The sequence below is a fragment of the Pseudomonas sp. GL-B-12 genome (assembly GCF_019955895.1).
Taxonomy (GTDB): domain Bacteria; phylum Pseudomonadota; class Gammaproteobacteria; order Pseudomonadales; family Pseudomonadaceae; genus Aquipseudomonas.
The window spans coordinates 47,514-64,440 of record NZ_JAHBCX010000034.1 but is presented as its reverse complement, the minus strand read 5'-3'; the positions used below and the strand labels follow the sequence as shown (position 1 = coordinate 64,440).

Annotated in this window: 14 protein-coding genes; 7 read left to right on the top strand and 7 right to left on the bottom strand. The window is 61.5% G+C overall.

All coding sequences use genetic code 11. The annotated features are described in order from the left end of the window. The first annotated feature begins 75 nt into the window (after window positions 1-75). The 4 genes from KGA85_RS19760 to KGA85_RS19745 all read left to right on the top strand — a co-directional run bounded on the left by KGA85_RS19760 (window position 76) and on the right by KGA85_RS19745 (window position 4,991). Complete coding sequence (locus KGA85_RS19760) at window positions 76-744, top strand: ABC transporter ATP-binding protein (RefSeq protein ID WP_223459867.1); 669 nt, start codon at window positions 76-78, stop codon at window positions 742-744. A gap of 1 nt (window position 745) precedes the next feature. Continuing rightward, on the top strand, window positions 746-3,217 hold the full coding sequence (locus KGA85_RS19755) for an ABC transporter permease (protein WP_223543326.1): 2,472 nt from the start codon (window positions 746-748) through the stop codon (window positions 3,215-3,217). Then, complete coding sequence (locus KGA85_RS19750) at window positions 3,207-4,280, top strand: lipocalin-like domain-containing protein (protein ID WP_223537705.1); 1,074 nt, start codon at window positions 3,207-3,209, stop codon at window positions 4,278-4,280. The genes KGA85_RS19755 and KGA85_RS19750 overlap by 11 nt, the downstream gene beginning before the upstream one ends. 132 nt (window positions 4,281-4,412) lie before the next feature. Then, entirely contained in the window at window positions 4,413-4,991 is a 579-nt protein-coding gene (locus tag KGA85_RS19745; RefSeq protein ID WP_223459862.1) for a hypothetical protein, read from the top strand. Between the two features lie 351 nt (window positions 4,992-5,342). Here the strand turns inward: KGA85_RS19745 and KGA85_RS19740 are convergent, their stop codons facing one another. The 3 genes from KGA85_RS19740 to KGA85_RS19730 all read right to left on the bottom strand — a co-directional run bounded on the left by KGA85_RS19740 (window position 5,343) and on the right by KGA85_RS19730 (window position 9,455). Further along, window positions 5,343-6,749, bottom strand: coding sequence for a VOC family protein (locus tag KGA85_RS19740; protein WP_223459860.1), 1,407 nt, complete (start codon window positions 6,747-6,749; stop codon window positions 5,343-5,345). Window positions 6,750-7,021: 272 nt separating this feature from the next. After that, window positions 7,022-7,978, bottom strand: a complete 957-nt coding sequence (locus tag KGA85_RS19735; RefSeq protein ID WP_223459858.1) for an alpha/beta fold hydrolase — start codon at window positions 7,976-7,978, stop codon at window positions 7,022-7,024. A 22-nt stretch (window positions 7,979-8,000) separates the two neighbouring features. After that, window positions 8,001-9,455 (bottom strand): flavin-containing monooxygenase, encoded by a 1,455-nt coding sequence (locus KGA85_RS19730; protein WP_223533725.1) that lies wholly within the window; start codon window positions 9,453-9,455, stop codon window positions 8,001-8,003. Between the two features lie 198 nt (window positions 9,456-9,653). Here KGA85_RS19730 and KGA85_RS19725 point away from each other — a divergent pair, with 198 nt between their 5' ends. Beyond that, entirely contained in the window at window positions 9,654-10,727 is a 1,074-nt protein-coding gene (locus KGA85_RS19725; protein ID WP_223537722.1) for a diguanylate cyclase, read from the top strand. Between the two features lie 56 nt (window positions 10,728-10,783). Here KGA85_RS19725 and KGA85_RS19720 read toward each other — a convergent pair whose 3' ends face one another. The 3 genes from KGA85_RS19720 to KGA85_RS19710 all read right to left on the bottom strand — a co-directional run bounded on the left by KGA85_RS19720 (window position 10,784) and on the right by KGA85_RS19710 (window position 13,896). Then, entirely contained in the window at window positions 10,784-11,653 is an 870-nt protein-coding gene (locus KGA85_RS19720) for an oxaloacetate decarboxylase (RefSeq protein ID WP_223533727.1), read from the bottom strand. Between the two features lie 142 nt (window positions 11,654-11,795). Further along, the gene (astA, locus tag KGA85_RS19715; protein ID WP_223533728.1) at window positions 11,796-12,830 is read right to left on the bottom strand and encodes an arginine N-succinyltransferase; all 1,035 of its coding nucleotides are present in this window, start codon (window positions 12,828-12,830) and stop codon (window positions 11,796-11,798) included. 49 nt (window positions 12,831-12,879) lie between these two features. Then, window positions 12,880-13,896, bottom strand: a complete 1,017-nt coding sequence (locus tag KGA85_RS19710) for an arginine N-succinyltransferase (protein WP_223543325.1) — start codon at window positions 13,894-13,896, stop codon at window positions 12,880-12,882. Between the two features lie 563 nt (window positions 13,897-14,459). Between KGA85_RS19710 and KGA85_RS19705 the strand changes: the two genes are divergently transcribed. Together KGA85_RS19705 and cobF are read left to right on the top strand one after the other, a co-directional pair. Continuing rightward, window positions 14,460-15,032, top strand: a complete 573-nt coding sequence (locus KGA85_RS19705) for a histidine phosphatase family protein (RefSeq protein ID WP_223533730.1) — start codon at window positions 14,460-14,462, stop codon at window positions 15,030-15,032. After that, a complete protein-coding gene (gene cobF / locus KGA85_RS19700; RefSeq protein ID WP_223533731.1) occupies window positions 15,032-15,787 on the top strand; it encodes a precorrin-6A synthase (deacetylating) in 756 nt (251 codons plus the stop codon). The genes KGA85_RS19705 and cobF overlap by 1 nt, the downstream gene beginning before the upstream one ends. 133 nt (window positions 15,788-15,920) lie before the next feature. Here cobF and ftrA read toward each other — a convergent pair whose 3' ends face one another. After that, window positions 15,921-16,895, bottom strand: coding sequence for a transcriptional regulator FtrA (ftrA, locus tag KGA85_RS19695; RefSeq protein ID WP_223537731.1), 975 nt, complete (start codon window positions 16,893-16,895; stop codon window positions 15,921-15,923). Window positions 16,896-16,927: the final 32 nt, after the last annotated feature.

Sequence of the window (16,927 nt, the reverse complement as noted above, 5' to 3'; positions counted from 1 at the left end):
GGGCGATCATCAGCAACGGACAAAAAACATTCAGGCCCGCTATCCTTGGGCCATGCATATCCAGCAGGTCGACCCATGCTTGAAGTCCATGGCGTTTTCAAAAGCTACGCCACCCCGCAGGGACCGCTGCCGGTGCTGCAAGGCGTCGACCTGACGCTCAGGCCCGGCAGCAGCCTGGCGCTGATGGGCGAGTCGGGCAGTGGCAAAAGCACCTTGCTGCACCTGATCGCCGGGCTGGACAAGGTCGATCGCGGCAGCATCCGCAGTGGCGAGCATCGCCTGGAACAGATGAATGAAGGGCAACTGGCGAACTGGCGTCGTACGGAAATCGGCCTGGTGTTCCAGCAATTCAACCTGATCGGCAGCCTGCGGGTCGAAGACAACCTGGCGATTCAGGCGCGTCTGGCGGGGCGCCATGACCCACGCTGGCAGGCGCACCTGGTGCAGCGCCTGGGCTTGGGGGAGCTGCTGCGGCGCTATCCGGAGCAACTGTCCGGCGGCCAGCAGCAACGGGTCGCACTGGGCCGAGCGCTGGCGTCGCGCCCGCCATTGCTGCTGGCCGACGAACCCACCGGCAGCCTCGATGAAATCACCGGCGCCGAGGTGTTGCAGTTGCTGCTGGAATTGCTCGACGACAGCCCCACCAGCCTGTTGATGGTCACCCACAGTCCCGGCGTGGCGGCACGGCTGGCGGAAAAAGCCATGCTGTGCGGCGGTCGTCTGGCCGGTGCGGGAGAGCGCTGACATGCGCATTTTCAGCGAAACCCTGCGTGCGCTGCTCAGCCACTGGCGGCAGCATCCGGTGCAGTTTTTCAGTGTGCTGACCGGGTTGTGGCTGGCCACCGGTCTGTTGACCGGTGTCCAGGCTCTCAACAGCCAGGCCCGCGACAGCTATGCCCGCGCCAGTCAGTTGATCGGCGGCGAACCTCAGGCCAGCCTAGGTGCGCCCGGCGGCGGCACGTTCCCCCAGCAATGGTTTATCGATCTGCGCCGCGCGGGGTGGCCGGTGTCACCGGTGCTGCAAGGCCGGGTCACGCTCAAGGGGCACGAAGAGCAGCGCTTGCAGTTGATGGGCATCGAGCCGGTGTCGCTGCCGGCGGGCGCAGCGGTGGCCGGGCAGGCCTTGGCGATTGAACAGGTGGTCGGCTTTTTCAGTCCGCCGGGCAGTACCTGGATCTCGCCCCAGACCTTGCAGGCACTGGGTTTTCGCGAGGGTGACCGACCACTGAACCTGGCGGGCGTGGCACTGCCGCCGCTGCATGTGCAGGCCGACATGGCGCCCGGCGTGCTGCTGGTGGACATCGGTTTTGCCCAGCAGATTCTGGGGTTGCCGGAGCAACTGTCGCGGTTATTGTTACCGAAGGATTTCACCGCGCCATTGCCGGAGCCGTTCAAGGGCCAGCTGCAACTCAAGCGAGCTGGCGAAGAAAGCAACCTGACGCGCCTGACCGAAAGCTTCCACCTGAACCTCGATGCCCTGGGGGTGCTGTCGTTCGTGGTCGGCCTGTTTATCGTGCACGCTGCCATCGGACTGGCGCTGGAGCAACGGCGAAGCCTGCTCCGGACCCTGCGTGCCTGCGGTGTGAGTGCGCGGATGCTGATCGCCTGTCTCGCCGTCGAATTGGGTGGCCTGGCCCTGATCGGAGGTGTGGCCGGGGTGGTCAGCGGCTACCTGCTGGCCGGTGTGCTGTTGCCCGATGTCGCCGCCAGCCTGCGTGGCTTGTACGGCGCCGAAGTGGCGGGGCAGTTGAGCCTCAGCCTGTCGTGGTGGTTCAGTGGTATCGGCTTGAGTCTGATCGGCGCAATGCTCGCTGGGGCCAGCAGCCTGTTGCGGGCGGCGCGTTTGCCATTGCTGGCGTTGGCCGACCCGCAGGCCTGGCATCAGGCCCATGCACGCTGGTTGCGACGCCAGGGGTGGGTGGCGGCAATGGCCGGGGTGATCGCGCTGCTGGCGTTGACCATCGGCAACAGCCTTGTCAGTGGCTTCGTACTGATGGCCGCGCTGTTGATCGGTGCCGCGCTGGCCTTGCCGGTGCTGCTCAGCGCGCTGCTCAGTCTCGTTTCGCAGCGCAGTCGCTCGGTACTCGGCCAGTGGTTTGTCGCCGATTGCCGCCAGCAACTACCGGCGTTGAGTCTGGCCCTGATGGCGCTGCTGTTGGCCATGGCGGCGAACATCGGTGCCGGCAGCATGACCGCAGGGTTTCGCCAGACCTTCAGCGACTGGCTCGAACAACGGCTGACGGCCGAGCTTTACCTCAATCCCCAGAACCCGGCCCAGGCCCGGGAACTGCACAGCTGGCTCGACCAGCAGCCGCAACTGGCGGCGGTGCTGCCCAACTGGCAGGTTTCGATCCAGTTGCAGGGCTGGCCGACGGACCTGTCGGGGATCATCGACCATCCGACCTATCGCCAGCACTGGCCGCTGCTCGAAGCCTTGGGCGACAACCCTTGGGAGCGACTGGCCAAGGACGATGCGGTGATGCTCAGCGAACAACTGGCCCGGCGCCTGCAAGTGCAACTGGGCGATCACCTGACGCTGCCGACACCCACTGGCCCGTGGTCGCCGCGGATCGTCGGGATCTATGCCGACTACGGCAATCCCAAGGGCCACATTCTGGTGAACATCGGCCACCTGTTGCACGGCTGGCCGCAACTGACACCGAGCCGCTTCAACCTGCGCATCGAACCGGCGTCGATCCCTGCGTTCGTCGCGGCGTTACAGGCGCGTTTTGCCCTGGACGACAGCCGCATCGTCGATCAGGCGCGGCTCAAGGGCTGGTCCACGCAAATCTTCGAACGCACCTTCGCCGCCACCGCCGCGCTCAACAGCCTGACGCTGTGCGTGGCCGGGGTGGCGCTGTTCATCAGCCTGTTGACCCAAAGCCAGAGCCGTCTCGGGCAACTGGCACCGTTGTGGGCGCTGGGGGTGACGCGTCGGCATTTGATGTTGCTCAACCTCGGGCAAACCTGGTTGCTGGCGCTGCTGACCCTGGTGCTGGCGTTGCCGCTGGGCATCGCCCTGGCGTGGTGCCTGGACACGGTGATCAACGTGCAGGCATTTGGCTGGCGCCTGCCGTTGCGGGTGTTTCCATGGCAACTGTTGCAATTGATGGGGCTGGCGCTGGTGGCGACGCTGCTGGCCTCGGCCTGGCCGTTGTACCGTTTGTACCGCACGCAACCGGCGGACCTGCTGCGGACGTTTGCCCATGAAGATTAAAGTCGGCGTGTTGCTCCTGGCGCTGCTGGCGAGCGGTTGCGATCAACCGGCACCGGTAGAAAAAGGCTTTGCCGGGCTTGGCAGCCAGGCCGCTGCGTTCACCCCAGTGGTGCCCGGTCGGGTGTTCAGCTTTCCGGCGGATCACGGCCCGCACGATGGCTTTCGCATCGAATGGTGGTATGTCACGGCCAACCTGAAGGACGATCAGGGGCATGAGTTTGGCGCGCAATGGACCTTGTTTCGCAGCGCGTTGAAATCCAGCCCTGAGGTGGCGGGTTGGCAGAATCAGACGATCTGGCTCGGCCACGCAGCGGTGACGTCGGCGACGGTGCATCACGCGGCCGAACGTTATGCCCGTGGCGGCGTCGGTCAGGCCGGTGTCAGCGTTGCGCCGTTCAACGCGTGGATCGACGACTGGCAATTGCGCAGCCAGGCGACTGCCGACGCCCCGTTGGCCGACCTGCAACTCAGTGCCCGCGACCAGCGTTTCAGCTACCGGCTGCGGTTGACCTCGACAGGTCCGCTGGTGCTTCAGGGGGACCGGGGGTTCAGCCAGAAATCCGAACAGGGCCAGGCTTCTTACTACTACAGCCAGCCGTTTTTCCAGGCCAGCGGCACCCTCGACATCGACGGCAAGACCTTTCAGGTCAGTGGCCCGGCCTGGCTCGACCGGGAGTGGAGCAGCCAGCCCCTGACGAGCAACCAGACCGGATGGGACTGGTTCTCCCTGCACCTGGACAGCGGCGAGCAGGTGATGCTGTATCGCATGCGACAAAAGGACGGCGAGCCTTACCTCACCGGCACCTGGATCGACGCCCGGGGCCAGACACAATTGTTGCACGCCGGCGACATCATCCTCACGCCGCAAGACACCGCCCGGGTTGCCGGGCGCGTGATGCCCATTCGCTGGTCGATCAAAATCCCCGCCAGACACCTCGATATCGTCATTACCGCGCTCAATCCCCAGGCCTGGATGGACTTGCGCATTCCATACTGGGAAGGCCCGGTGCGCCTCAGCGGCAGCCATGCAGGGCAGGGCTATCTGGAAATGACCGGGTACTAGACGCTCGTGTAACGAAAATCACCGCTGCGGCGCGACCACTCGCAGAACAGCGTCTATGCTCACTCGCACACATGGCGTTGAGCCCGGTTTCAACGCCGTCTGTTGCCATCTATCACAGGGAAAGTTCTGCCTATGAAACGCCATGCACTGACCAAAGCCATCACCCTCGCTACCATGCTGTCTGCCGCCAGTTTTGGCGCGGTTGCCGCCGATATCCCGTTGTCCGAAGTCGTGGTGGCTGATCAGGTCTCCACCAAAGTCGTTTCGGTTGATGCCGCGAACCATTCCGTGGTCCTTAAAGGCCCGCAGGGTAATGAGTTCCCTGTGCAATTGACCGACAAGGCGAAAAACCTCAATAACCTCAAGGCCGGCGATACGGTCGACATCAGGGTCACCAGCGCCGTTGCAGCCTACCTCGACACCGATGTCGACAAAGGCCTGCCCGGCACCGCCGAAGCCACCGGCGAAGTGCGTGCTGCGCCAGGTAGCGCCAACCCTGGCGGCGAAGCTTATCGTCAGGTGAAAGTGCAGTTGAAAATCACCCACATCGACCTGAAGAAACACCAGGTGACCTTCGAAAACCCGGAAGGCAAGTCCAAGACCGTCGACGTCAAACGACCTGAAGTCCAGGCCAAACTCAAGGATTTGAAAGTCGGGCAAAGCGTCAACGTGGTTTATACCGATATATTGACGGTAACCAGCAAGCACTAATATTGAGTAATGGCTCTATATGGGCTGATTATTTTTGTGCAAGTTTTGTATAGGAATAATCAGCTTGTATGGTCGAACTGGTGAGTTTGTGGCGAGGTGCGGGATTGGATTTAAGTCGACATTTTATTAAATATGATGTCGATAAATTTCATCTTTAGCGCACGGAAATATTTAGCCACTTCTACTAAAATACTTTCCGTTCGCCCAGTGTCAGGGCTCTTTACCAGTGCATGGATTGCCGAGGCCATTGCACTGGGCGAACACTTTGTTTGCTGTATTGAAAGTTTTGGATATAAAAAACCGGGCGACCTGTAGGTCGCCCGATTTTTTTATTGAGTTATGAGAAATCGTTCAGTCATGCTTTTTATTGACTTGAACAACATCGGCCAATGCGGCGAAACACTGTTCGATCGAACGCCGCTGGCTCTCGGCATACAGGCCCAACTCATCGATCGTCGAACGCCCCAGGGCCTGTTCGAACGCCTGCTGGTTGGCATGGGCGCCGTAACGGGTTTGCGCCGCATCCCCCAGGTTTGACTGAAAAATCCCCGCTGCGCTCACCGGCAGGAAATCTTCGTACACCAGCGGTTCAACCCGCAGGCAAGCGCTGCTGATCAGGTCTTCCAGGGGCGCGTTTTTCAGGTCACCCGCCGCCAGGCCTTTTTCCGTCACGAAGTAGCGGAAGTAAGCCAGGCCCTGTTGGCGCATGCCTTCCCAGGTGTCAGGGAACTCGCTGAAATGCTGCGTCATCAGGGCGTTATAGCGTGCGGCGTTGGCTTCGTTGGGGAAGTCCTTGAGTTCGTCCCGTGCGGCATTGAGCAAGCGGTCGTAGAGTGCCCGGCCTTTGGGTGTGAGAGCGGCACCGCGCTGTTCGATCTCGCCGAAACGGGCACTGTGGCTGCCGCGAGCCTCGCTTTGATCGGTGAAGGCAATCGGCTCGTCCAGGGCCTTGAAGCTGGTCTGGCGCAGCAGGATCGGGCACTGGCGGCGAGGCGGGCCTTCGATCACCGCTTTGGGGGTGATGCCATGGGCCGGCATTTGCGCCTGGACGATGTCGATGTCCAGGGTCCGCGGTGTCAGGTGGTTGATGTGCGGGCCCTTGAACGCCACCACATCGGCAATCAGGCGATGCTGGGCGCTGAGCTGTTGATACTGTTCGGCGGTGACGGTGGCGCTGTGGTGCCAGCGAAACGTTTCCAGTGCCTGTTCGATGAACTCCAGGGCTTCCTGCTCGGTCAGGCCACCCCGGGATTCGGCACGTTCGATGAGCGTGAGGGCCGTGGGGGTGAAGATCGAGCGCTGGTCGAGCATCGATTGGGCAAAGGCGCGCAGCGCCAGGTCTTCGATCAATTCCAGGCGCAACAGCGAGGTGAATACCCGGAACGGGCTGACCTGCAGCGAGGCTTCATGCACCGCGCGAAACGCCGTGGAATGCACTGGCACGCCGGCCGGTGTCAGGTCGTAGTAACCCACCGGCTGCATGCCCATCACCGCGAACAGGCGGGCGAGGGTCGCCAGTTCATCGGCCGTACCGACGCGGATCGCCCCATGACGTTCCAGGTCCAGGCGCTCGATTTCGCCGGTGCTGGTGAGCTGCCGCAGGATTTGCGCATCGCTGTCCAGCACGTGACGGTTAGTCTGTTCCACCAACTCCATCAACGCGCCGTACAACGGCACTTCCTCGCGGTACATGTCGGACATCGCTTTGGAGAAGCGTTGGCGGATCAGGTCAGGGCTGACGAAGTTCGGGTGGTTCATGAACAGGATTCCTGGCGCGGTGACGTAAAGGATGGACAAAAGATCGCAGCCTTGCGCGACGCCGACAAACGAAGTTTCTGACGAACTTCATTCTGCAAAGGACTGCCAGGGGGCGTTCTCAATTAGTTTCCCCACCGCGTTGTCGCCTTAAAGCTGGCCAGGCAAGGCGTAGGCCGCTGGGAATGGTTGTTCCCTTTCCAAGGCCTGCAACGCAGCATGGCCAGCTTTAAGGCACAACCCGGCGCGGTAGGGAAACTAATTGAGAACGTCCCCTAATGCAGTCGTTGATCCTGTGGGCTCTCCGAACGCAGCGATGCCAAAAACTCGCGATACAGGCGCGCCGAACCGTATGGCGCTTCTACCATGGGCATGTGCCCGATGGCGTCCCAGATATGCACGCGCAGGTCGGCGATGCCCTTGCTCCAGACCGCCACGCTGCTGACATCGATCAGCCGGTCCTTGCGCCCCCACAGCAACAGCGCCGGGGCGGTGATGTCGGGCAGGTGCGGTTCCATCGGCGGGCTGGCGCGAAATTCGCGGAAGATTTCTTCCAGCTCATCGCGGGACTGTTCATAGCGTTGGGCGACGGCATCGAGCACGAGTTTCGGTACCCAGGGTGGCGAAGCCATGGTCATGGCGTAGAAGCGCTGGAATTCTTCGCGCGAGTGAATCAGAAACGGGTTGTGGCCCTTGGCCAAATGTCGCTCGAGGTCACTGGGCTCGGGCGCGGTGACACCCGCCGGGTCGATCAGGGCCACGGACACAATGCGCTCCGGGTAAGTGGCCGCGAGCCACGCCGCCATGTAGCCGCCCATGGAGTTGCCGATGACATGGACTTTTTCCACTCCGCACACGTCCAGCAGCTGGATCATGCGCTTGGCCTGCAGCGGGATGTCGTAGCCGCCGCCCGCCTTGAAGCCGGTTTCGCCATGGCCGGCGATGTCCGGGATGATCACCCGATGGCTGCCGACAAAGTGTCGGGCGAAACGCAGCCAGAGGTTCTTGTCGGCGCTGAAGCCATGGAGCATCAGCACATTGCTGGTGGCTTCGTACGGTCCGCCTTGCCAGGTCGAGACGGTCATCTCGGGGATGGGCACGACGATTTTGTGCAGCCGGTACAGCTTGGCCTCGGCCGCCATGTTCAAGTCATAGAGCCAGTAGCCGATGGCCGGGTAGGTCAGCCAGCTCCAGGTGACGAACACTGCGAGAACGACGAACAACAAAAGCATCACGCGTCTCCCTTGTATCTGCTCAGGACAAAATGTGATCGGCGGGTTTCAGCGCTCGGGTCAAGCGATGAAAGCTGAAGCTGAATCCCGGAAACATCGCAATCACATGACCGCTCTTGCTTTGATACCAACTGTGGCAACCACCGGACTTCCACACGGTGCGTTCCATTTCCCGGTGGATCATTTCAGTGTAGGTACGTTCCGCCTCATGGCGAACTTCGATGCTACGTAAACCTTGATTCTTCAAGGTGCGAATGCAATCGAGGATGTAGTTCATCTGGGATTCGATGATGAACAGCGCCGAGGTGTGGCCGATGCCGGTGTTCGGCCCGGTGACGATGAACAGGTTGGGAAAATCGGGCAGGGCGGTGCCGAGGTAGGCCCGCGGGTATTGCGCCCAGACCTCCTTGAGACGGGTGCCGTTTTTGCCCGTTACCGGGTAGGAGATCACCCCGTCGGTGGCGTCGTAGCCGGTGGACCAGACGATCAAGTCCAGGACAATGTGCTGGCCATCAAGGGTAACGATGCCGGTTTCGTCGATGGCCGCGATGCCTTGCTCGCTGCTGTGCAGGGTCACATTGCGGCGGGCCAGTGCCGGGTACAGCGTGCTGGACAGAATCACCCGTTTGCAGCCAATGGTGTAGTCCGGCGTCAGTTTGCGCCGCAGTTCGGCGTCCGGCACCTGGTGTTTGAGAAAACGCAGGGCCTGGCGCTGGACCCTGTGCACGGCCGGTTTCGAGTACTTGAAGCCAATCACCCGGGTTTCGAATTGCCAGTAGATCCCCCAGCGCAACAGCTTGTAGGCGGGTTTGAGGCCCAGCAGCCAGCGTTGGAAGCGGCCGAAGCTGCGGTCAGCTCGGGGCAATACCCAGTGGGGCGTGCGCTGGAACACATGCAAGTGCCCGACGTCCGGGGCAATGGCCGGAATGACCTGGGCCGCACTGGCGCCGCTGCCGACGATGGCCACGCGTTTTTGCCGATAGTCGTAGCTGTGATCCCAGTTGTTGGTGTGAAACGTCTTGCCCTGAAAGCGTTCCTGTCCGTCGAAGTGCGGCACCACCGGCTGACTCAACGGCCCGGTCGCGTTGATCAGGAACTGCGCGCAAAACGTGCCTTTGCCGGCGGTGTATACCGTCCAGCGCTTATTGGCGTCGTCCCATTCGACGCGCTCGACATTCGCGCCCAGTTCCACTTTGTCCTGCAGGCCGAAGTGTTCCACCACGTGGCGGGTGTAGCGGTGCAATTCGGCTTGTTCGGCGAACATTTGCGTCCAGCGATACGGGGCGAAAGACAAGGAGTACAGCGGCGAGGGCACGTCGACTGCCGCGCCGGGGTAGGTGTTCTGGCACCAGGTGCCGCCGAAGAAATCCCGCCGCTCCAGCAGGCGGAAATCGTCGATTCCGGCCTTGAGCAAATTAATTGCGGCACACTGGCCGCCAAACCCGCTGCCGATGATCAATACTTGAAAGGTCTGCATGGGCCTCCTCTTATGGTCATTGATCAACCCTTCTTTCATGTATAGCCGTTTCTGGAGACGAGGCTTTTGCTTTTATGCGAGCGTGATGTCGCGATATTCAGCCTGTCAGTCGGTGATGGCTATTTGATTTCACCCTGATAGACTCCAGCACACAGGCACAGGCTGTTATCGCATTCCGTCGAGTGGCACAGAGGCCCTATGGCAAAAACGGGAGGAAACGGATTTTCATTGGCCAGGAGGCTCTATACATCGCGAATCCTGGGGGTGGCCCTTGGGTTGGTATGCGTGAGCGCGGCGATGTATCCACTCGATCCGGCGCCCTGGGTCTGGGGGTTCATGTGGTTCAATGGCCTGGTCTGGCCACACCTGGCCTACCAATGGGCGCGTCGGGCCAGAAAGCCTTATCACGCCGAACACCGCAATCTGCTGATCGATGCCTTTCTCGGCGGCTTCTGGATTGCCGCCATGCATTTCAATCCACTGCCCAGCGCGACCACCATTTCCATGATGGCCATGCACAACGTGGCCATCGGTGGCATGCGCTTCCTGCTCGCCGGGACGGCCGCGCAAGTATTGGGCGTGGGCGTTGGCCTGCTGATTTTCGCCCCGGCGTTCATTCCTGCCACCAGCCCGTTGCAGCTCTATGCCTGTTTGCCGTTGCTGTGCCTGTATCCACTGGCGCTGGGCTGGATCTGCTTCCGCCAGGCCCATACCCTCGGCCGTCAGAAGCGTGAACTGCTGGCACTGAGCCGCACCGACAGCCTGACGGGCCTGCTGAACCATGGCACTTGGAAGGACCAACTGGAGGTCGAGTTCCAGCGTTGCAAACGCCAGCAAAAAGGCGGGGCGATCGCGCTGATCGACATCGACCATTTCAAGACCATCAACGACACCTACGGCCATGTTGCCGGCGACATCGTCCTGCGTCGGTTGAGTAAAATGCTCAGGCAGAGCCTGCGAGCGGCCGATATGGCAGGGCGCTACGGCGGTGACGAGTTTTGCGTGATCCTTCCGGACCTGCCCCTGAACCGCGCCGCCGCCGTCATGGATGCCCTGCGCGATCGCTTCGCCACCTTGGGGTACGAGCAGAACCCGGCGCTGAAAGTCAGCCTGAGCATTGGAATGGCGTCATTCAACCCGGCCCATGGCGACGCGACGCTTTGGCTCAACGACGCCGATCATGCGTTGTACGAAGCCAAGACTACCGGGCGCAATCGAGTGATCTGCTGCGGGAATGGGAAACCCCATCGCGAACTGCTCGACTCGGTGTGACTGTCCACCGCTAAACTGCGGACGCTCTCGCGATGGCGGCGTGTCTGTTTAAACCGTCATTCCTTCACACTCATGAACTCCTCCGCGTAGCGGATGTATTCCTCGGGTTGCGTGTAGGTGTGCGTCAGCTCTGTAGCGTTCAGGTCCGAGGTCTGGGTGAGGATCTGGCGTTGTTCGCGCAGGCTGTCGTAGGTCGCCTTGATCGCGGCGAAGTACGCGCCATGGCCGTCGATGGTCACGCGCACACCCAGTTCGGCCAGGCGCTTGTCATCGCGTAGCAGCGGGTTGCCGTAGGTCACCAGCATCAGTGGCACGTTCAGGTGCTCGGCGATCTGCTCCAGATGGTCGAAGTCCTTTACGCCCACCATGCAGATCCCGTCGGCCCCGGCACGCTGGTATTGCCGGGTGCGGCTGATGATTTCCTGCACCGGCAGAATCCCGGCATGGGTGCGGGCGATGATCGCCATTTCCGTATCGCAGCGGGCTTCCAGTGCCGCGCGGATCTTGCCGACGCCTTCGGCGACCGTGATCAGGTCGGTGGATTTGCGGCCAAACTGCGCCGGCAGCAAGGTGTCTTCGATGGTCAGCGCAGCGACGCCGGCCCGTTCGAGTTCGACGATGGTGCGCATGACGTTGAGCGCGTTGCCGTAGCCGTGGTCGGCGTCGGCAATCACCGGCAACTGGGCGACACGGCCGATGCGGGTGGCCTGTTCAGCGAACTCGCTGAGGGTGATCAAGGCAAAGTCAGGGGCGCCCAGCACTTGCAACGAGGCGACCGAACCACCGAGGATCCCGACTTCGAAGCCCAGGTCGGCGGCGATACGGGCCGACATCGGGTCGAAAACCGAGGCCGTGTGGTAGCAGGTGTCGGAGGCGAACAGTTGGCGAAAACTGCGGCGCAAATCTTGATGGGAAAGCCTGGACATATGAGTTCCACCAATGGAATGGAGGGGCTTGAGCAAAAGTGTCAACGCCAAAGAAATAAAAGGCTATCACGCGCGCCGCAGAACGAAGATGACGAATTTGCTGGGTAAGGCCGATTGACGTCGCAACGATGGAACTGATAAATCACGCCGCCTCGGCCTGTTGCCGTTGGTCAAGCAGCGGCACCGCGCGCACCGAGTCGCCGGGTTGCAGCTGCAAGCGCTTGGCGGTCAGGCGATCAACCACCAGGCTGGTGCCCACCTGTCGGGCCGGGGCGCAGGTAATGCGACAGTTTTCCAGACGGCGGTTGTGAATCAGCCAGAGGGGCGCTTTATCGTCCGGCGAGTCGATGGCCAGTATCAGCGGTTGGCTGTCGCGCACGGTGCGGATCCCGGAAACCGGGGCTTCGATGACCGGTCCGCCGTCGAAGATATCGATGTAGCCTTTGTGGGCAAACCCTTCGCCGCTGAGGATTTTCAGGGCCGGCTCGGTATTCGGGTGGGCCTTGCCGATCACTGCCTGGGCCTGTTCGGTGAGCAGGCAGGTGTACAGCGGCTGGCGCGGCATCAGTTCGGCGATGAACGATTTGTTGCCCAGCCCGGACAAGTGATCGGCGTAGCTGAAATCCATCTTGAAAAAGTGCCGGCCGAGGCTGTCCCAGAACGGCGAGCCACCTCGTTCGTCGGCGCTGCCGCGTAATTCGGCGATGAGCCGGTTGCCGAACAGCTGCGTAAACTCGGCCACAAACAACAAACGCCCGAGCGAAAGCAAACGGCCGTTGCTGCCCTGGCGCTGATCGGGGCGCAGGTACAACGAGCTGACTTCCGATTGCCCGGTCAATTCATTGCTCAGGAACAGGGTCGGGATCTGGCGCTGGATACCCAGGTCCGCTGAAGCGCTGACCGTCAGTCCGACCCGGTAGTTGTACCAGGGCTCGCGCAGACCGACGGCACCCGTCAGGGCGCTGACGCCCACCACTTGCTGCTCGTCATCCTCGAGCACGAACAGGTAATCGGCATCTGCCCGATCGACCTGCCCGGCAAATGTGCGTTGGGCCCAGCGAATCCGGTGGGCCAGGCGTTCTTCGTCGGCCGGCAGGCTGGTAAGCCCAGGAACTGCCTGACGCACCAGCTTGAACAGGGCGGGCAGGTCGGTGATCTGCACCGGACGGACAATCATGCGGCGGCTCCTTGTTCGCGTGTGCTCGGGCGTTGAATCTGGCGGGTATTCACAGGGCGATCAGCCTGATCGGGCTGCCCTCGGTCACCTTCAGCGCCTCGCACATGGCGGCATCCAGCGTCACAGGTTGTCCGGCGATGTAATCAAGATCGGCGACGATGGCCCGATAATCCGTCAAGGACTCGTTGCTCACCAGAAAGCTGCCACGGGCATCGATCACCGGGCCAGGCTGCGTTACGCCGCACTGGCTGTGGGCGATGGAGCGAATGCCCGAGGTGCGCGCATAGAGCGTCGGGCCGCCATCGAACAGATCGATGTAACTGTTGGTTTCGAAGCCTTCACGTTCGAGGATATCGAAGGCTTCCTGGCCATCGGGGTGAATGCTGCCGATGCAGTCCTGTGCCGCCTGGGGCAGCATGGGCACGTAGATCGGATACTGCGGCATCAGTTCGGCGAGAAAGGTGCGGCTCTGCAGGCCGCAAAGCCGTTCGGCCTCGACGTAGGGCAAGTCGAAGAAATGCTTGCCCACGGCGTCCCAAAATGGCGAGTGGCCTTCATCACTGCTGTAGCCGACGATTTCGGTGATCACCGTTTCGGAAAAACGCCGGGCGTGGGCGGCGATGAACAACAGGCGCGCCCGCGACAGCAGTTCGGAATGCGCGCTGCGCACCCGGGCGGCATCGATATGGAAGCCCCGCAGCAAGGTGTGGCCACTGAGGTCGTGACACAACGACAAGGCCGGTACGCCGTGCTCGATGTTCAGTTCCCGCGAGGCACTGGTGAAGTGCCGGTTGCGCAAGCTGTAGAACGGCTCGTTGTGTCCCGCCGTGGCGAGGATTTCCGAGCAGCCGACCAGGTGCTGTGTCGTCAGGTCTTCGAGTACAAAGAAATAGTTTTCCGGGCCATGACCCTCGACGTCCTTTTCGAACGAGGCACAGGAATCGAGGATTTTTCCGCGTAACCGTTCGCTATCGTCGGGCAGGGACGTGACGCCCACGAGGCTTTCACGAGCCAGCCTCTGCAACTGGAGCAGGTCGGCCAACTCGACTGGACGCAAGACCAGCATGGAGACACTCCTGTATCAAACGATTCGGCGATTTGAGCCGAACCTGACTATCACTGTCGGTTTTCCCCCACATTAAATCGGTGGTTATCTGAACGTTGTCAGGCGCCACTCTTTTTCTTGTCAGATGTTTCTTGGGATGGACCGCATTAAACAAGGAACGGGCAATTCGGCCGGATGCGATGCCTGGCCAGGCGCATTGATGGGGAGTTTGAGAAAGAGCATCCGGGCTCCTGCTGGATGAGCGTGGTACATGTTTTAACAGTCCGTTGAAAGGAGTATTTAATTATCGTGTACTGCCTGTCTAGTGAATTTTTGCGTGGTTTGACCGTGTCCGAAAAGGGGCGAAGTGCCTGTGCCAAGGGGCTACGCCGATGTCGTAAAGTCTTGTAGGTGATTGCCTGTATTGCGGTCAGCCATGACAGAAAATCTGGCAGGAAATGACTGAAGGAATCCGTTTCAAGCAGGAAAATTAAACACCACCCGGGCCTGCTTTGTTGCGGCACAATTGCGCAATGGCGGTCACCTGACGCCGTCGTTCCTTTCCATCTTTAGAGTGATTGCTGGTGCAGGCAACCCGTTTAACCCTGATTTGCCACGCTCGAACCGTCGCACAGAAATTGGCGCGTTTTCCTCTGGACGAACCTCTGGAGGTGGATTGGCAAGCGCTCAGGCTTTCCCGTTGCAAGCAGTTCAAGGGCGCTACACGCCTTGTCTGCGGCCCGGAGTTGCGCACCCGGCAAACCGCTGAACTGTTTGGCAATGCGTCGCAGATTGTCGACGCACTGAGGGACTGCGACTTCGGGCGCTGGGGCGGTGTGCGCATCGGCGATCTGCAAAAAACCGAAGCCCTGGCACTCGAGCATTGGCTGGGCGACTCGGCTTCGGCGCCCCACGGTGGTGAGTCGCTGGTGCAACTGGGCGAGCGGGTGGGCGCGTGGTTGACAACGTTGCAATCGACGCCGGGGCACATCGTGGCCATTACCCATCCCTTTGTCATTCGCGCCGCGCTGACGCAGGTGTTGCAGGGGGCAGCGTCCAGCCTGATCGACGTCGAACCCCTGTCGGCTGTCGAGTTGCGGTTCCATGGCCGCTGGCGGCTGCGCTTGCCAGGCACCGACCCCGAGGACCTGCTGTGATGAAAAAACTCCTGGTCATCGGGATCGGTGCCGGCAACCCCGACTACATCACGATGCAGGCGGTGAAGGCGCTGAATCAGGTCGATGTTTTTTTTCTCATGGACAAGGGTGAGAGCAAAGACAAACTCATCGAATTGCGACGCGAAATCTGTGAACGCTACATCACCGGCCACGATTACCGTTTTGTCGAAGCCCACAGCCCGGAGCGTGAGCGCGGTGAGGTGGACTACAAGACCAGTGTCAACGACTTGAACCTGGCCAGGCAGCAGGTCTTCGAACGGCTGATCGACGAGGAAATGTCCGACGGTCAGTGTGGTGGTTTTCTGGTGTGGGGCGACCCGGCGCTTTACGACAGCACCATCCGTATCCTTCAGGCGATCCAGGCCTCGGGCGCCTGCGCGTTCGAGTTCGAGGTGATCCCTGGCATTACCAGCGTTCAGGCGTTGGCGGCCCGGCACAAGGTGGCGCTCAACCAGATTGGCCGCTCCGTTGAAATCACCACCGGCCGGCGTCTGGCGGCAGGCCAGGTGAGCGATGCCGACAGCCTGGTGGTGATGCTCGATGCCCAGGATGCTTACCAGCAGGTGGTGGATCAGGACACCGAGATTTACTGGGGGGCCTATTTGGGGACGCCGGATGAAATCCTGATCAGCGGCAGGCTCAAGGATGTGGCGGATGAAATCGAACGGGTGCGCAAGGCTGCAAGGCTGGCCAATGGCTGGATCATGGATACCTATCTGCTGCGCAAGCCTTGAGAGTTGAGGTGACCGGGCTGACGCCTTCGCGAGCAAGCCCGCTCCCACAGGTTGCGTGTCGTGCCCGGATCATGTGGCAAGCACAAAACCTTGTGGGAGCGGGCTTGCCCGCGAAGAGGCCCTTGAGAACACCTCAAAAAACCGCATTGCCTCCACGCCCAAACCGCTCCCGATACACCGAAGGCGGCACGCCAACCACCGTTCGAAAGGCCACCCGGAAGCTTTCCACCGAGCGATAACCACAACGTTCGGCTATCTGCTCGGTGTTCTGCTCGCTGCTTTCCAGCAGTTCGCGGGCGCGGCCCAGACGTTCGTGCTGCAACCAGGTTTTCGGTGACTGGCCACTGGCTTCGGTAAAGCGGCGCAGGAAGGTGCGTTCGCTCATGGCGGCTTCGCTGGCCAGGTCGCGTACCTCCAGCGGTTCGTGCAAACGCTCACGCGCCCACTGCATGACGCGGGAAAGATCGCTGCGCGGTGTAGGACTGACCGGCGTCGGAATGAATTGCGCCTGGCCACCGCTGCGTTGCGGCGACATGACCAGGCGTCGCGCCACACAATTGGCCACCTGGGTGCCGAAATCCCGTGCCACCAGGTGCAGGCAGGCATCGATGCCCGCCGCGCTGCCGGCGGATGTGATCAATTGGCCGGAATCGACATACAGCACGTCCGGGTCCACCAGGATGCCGGGAAACCGTTCGGCCAGTTCCGAGGTATAGCGCCAGTGCGTGGTCGCACCGTGGCCGTCGAGCAACCCGGTGGCGGCGAGGACGAAAACACCGGAGCAGATCGACAGCAACCGCGCCCCCCGCGCATGGGCCTGGCGCAGGGCGGCGATCAGTTCTGCGGGCACTGCGGCGCTGCGGTCGCGCCAGCCGGGAATGATGATGGTGCGGACATCGGCGAGCAATTCCATGCCGCCATCGGCCAGGACCTGGATGCCGCCCATGGCACGCATCGGACCTTGATCGACCGCGACGATACGATGCTCGTACCACGGAAAATCGAATTCAGGCCGTGGCAGGCCGAAGATCTCCACGGCAATGCCGAACTCGAAGGTGCACAGGCCGTCGTAGGCCAGAATCGCGACCATTCCTGGAGTGGGGTTCATTTGGCGGAAAGTTCCCGGTGGGTGTCTTGTAC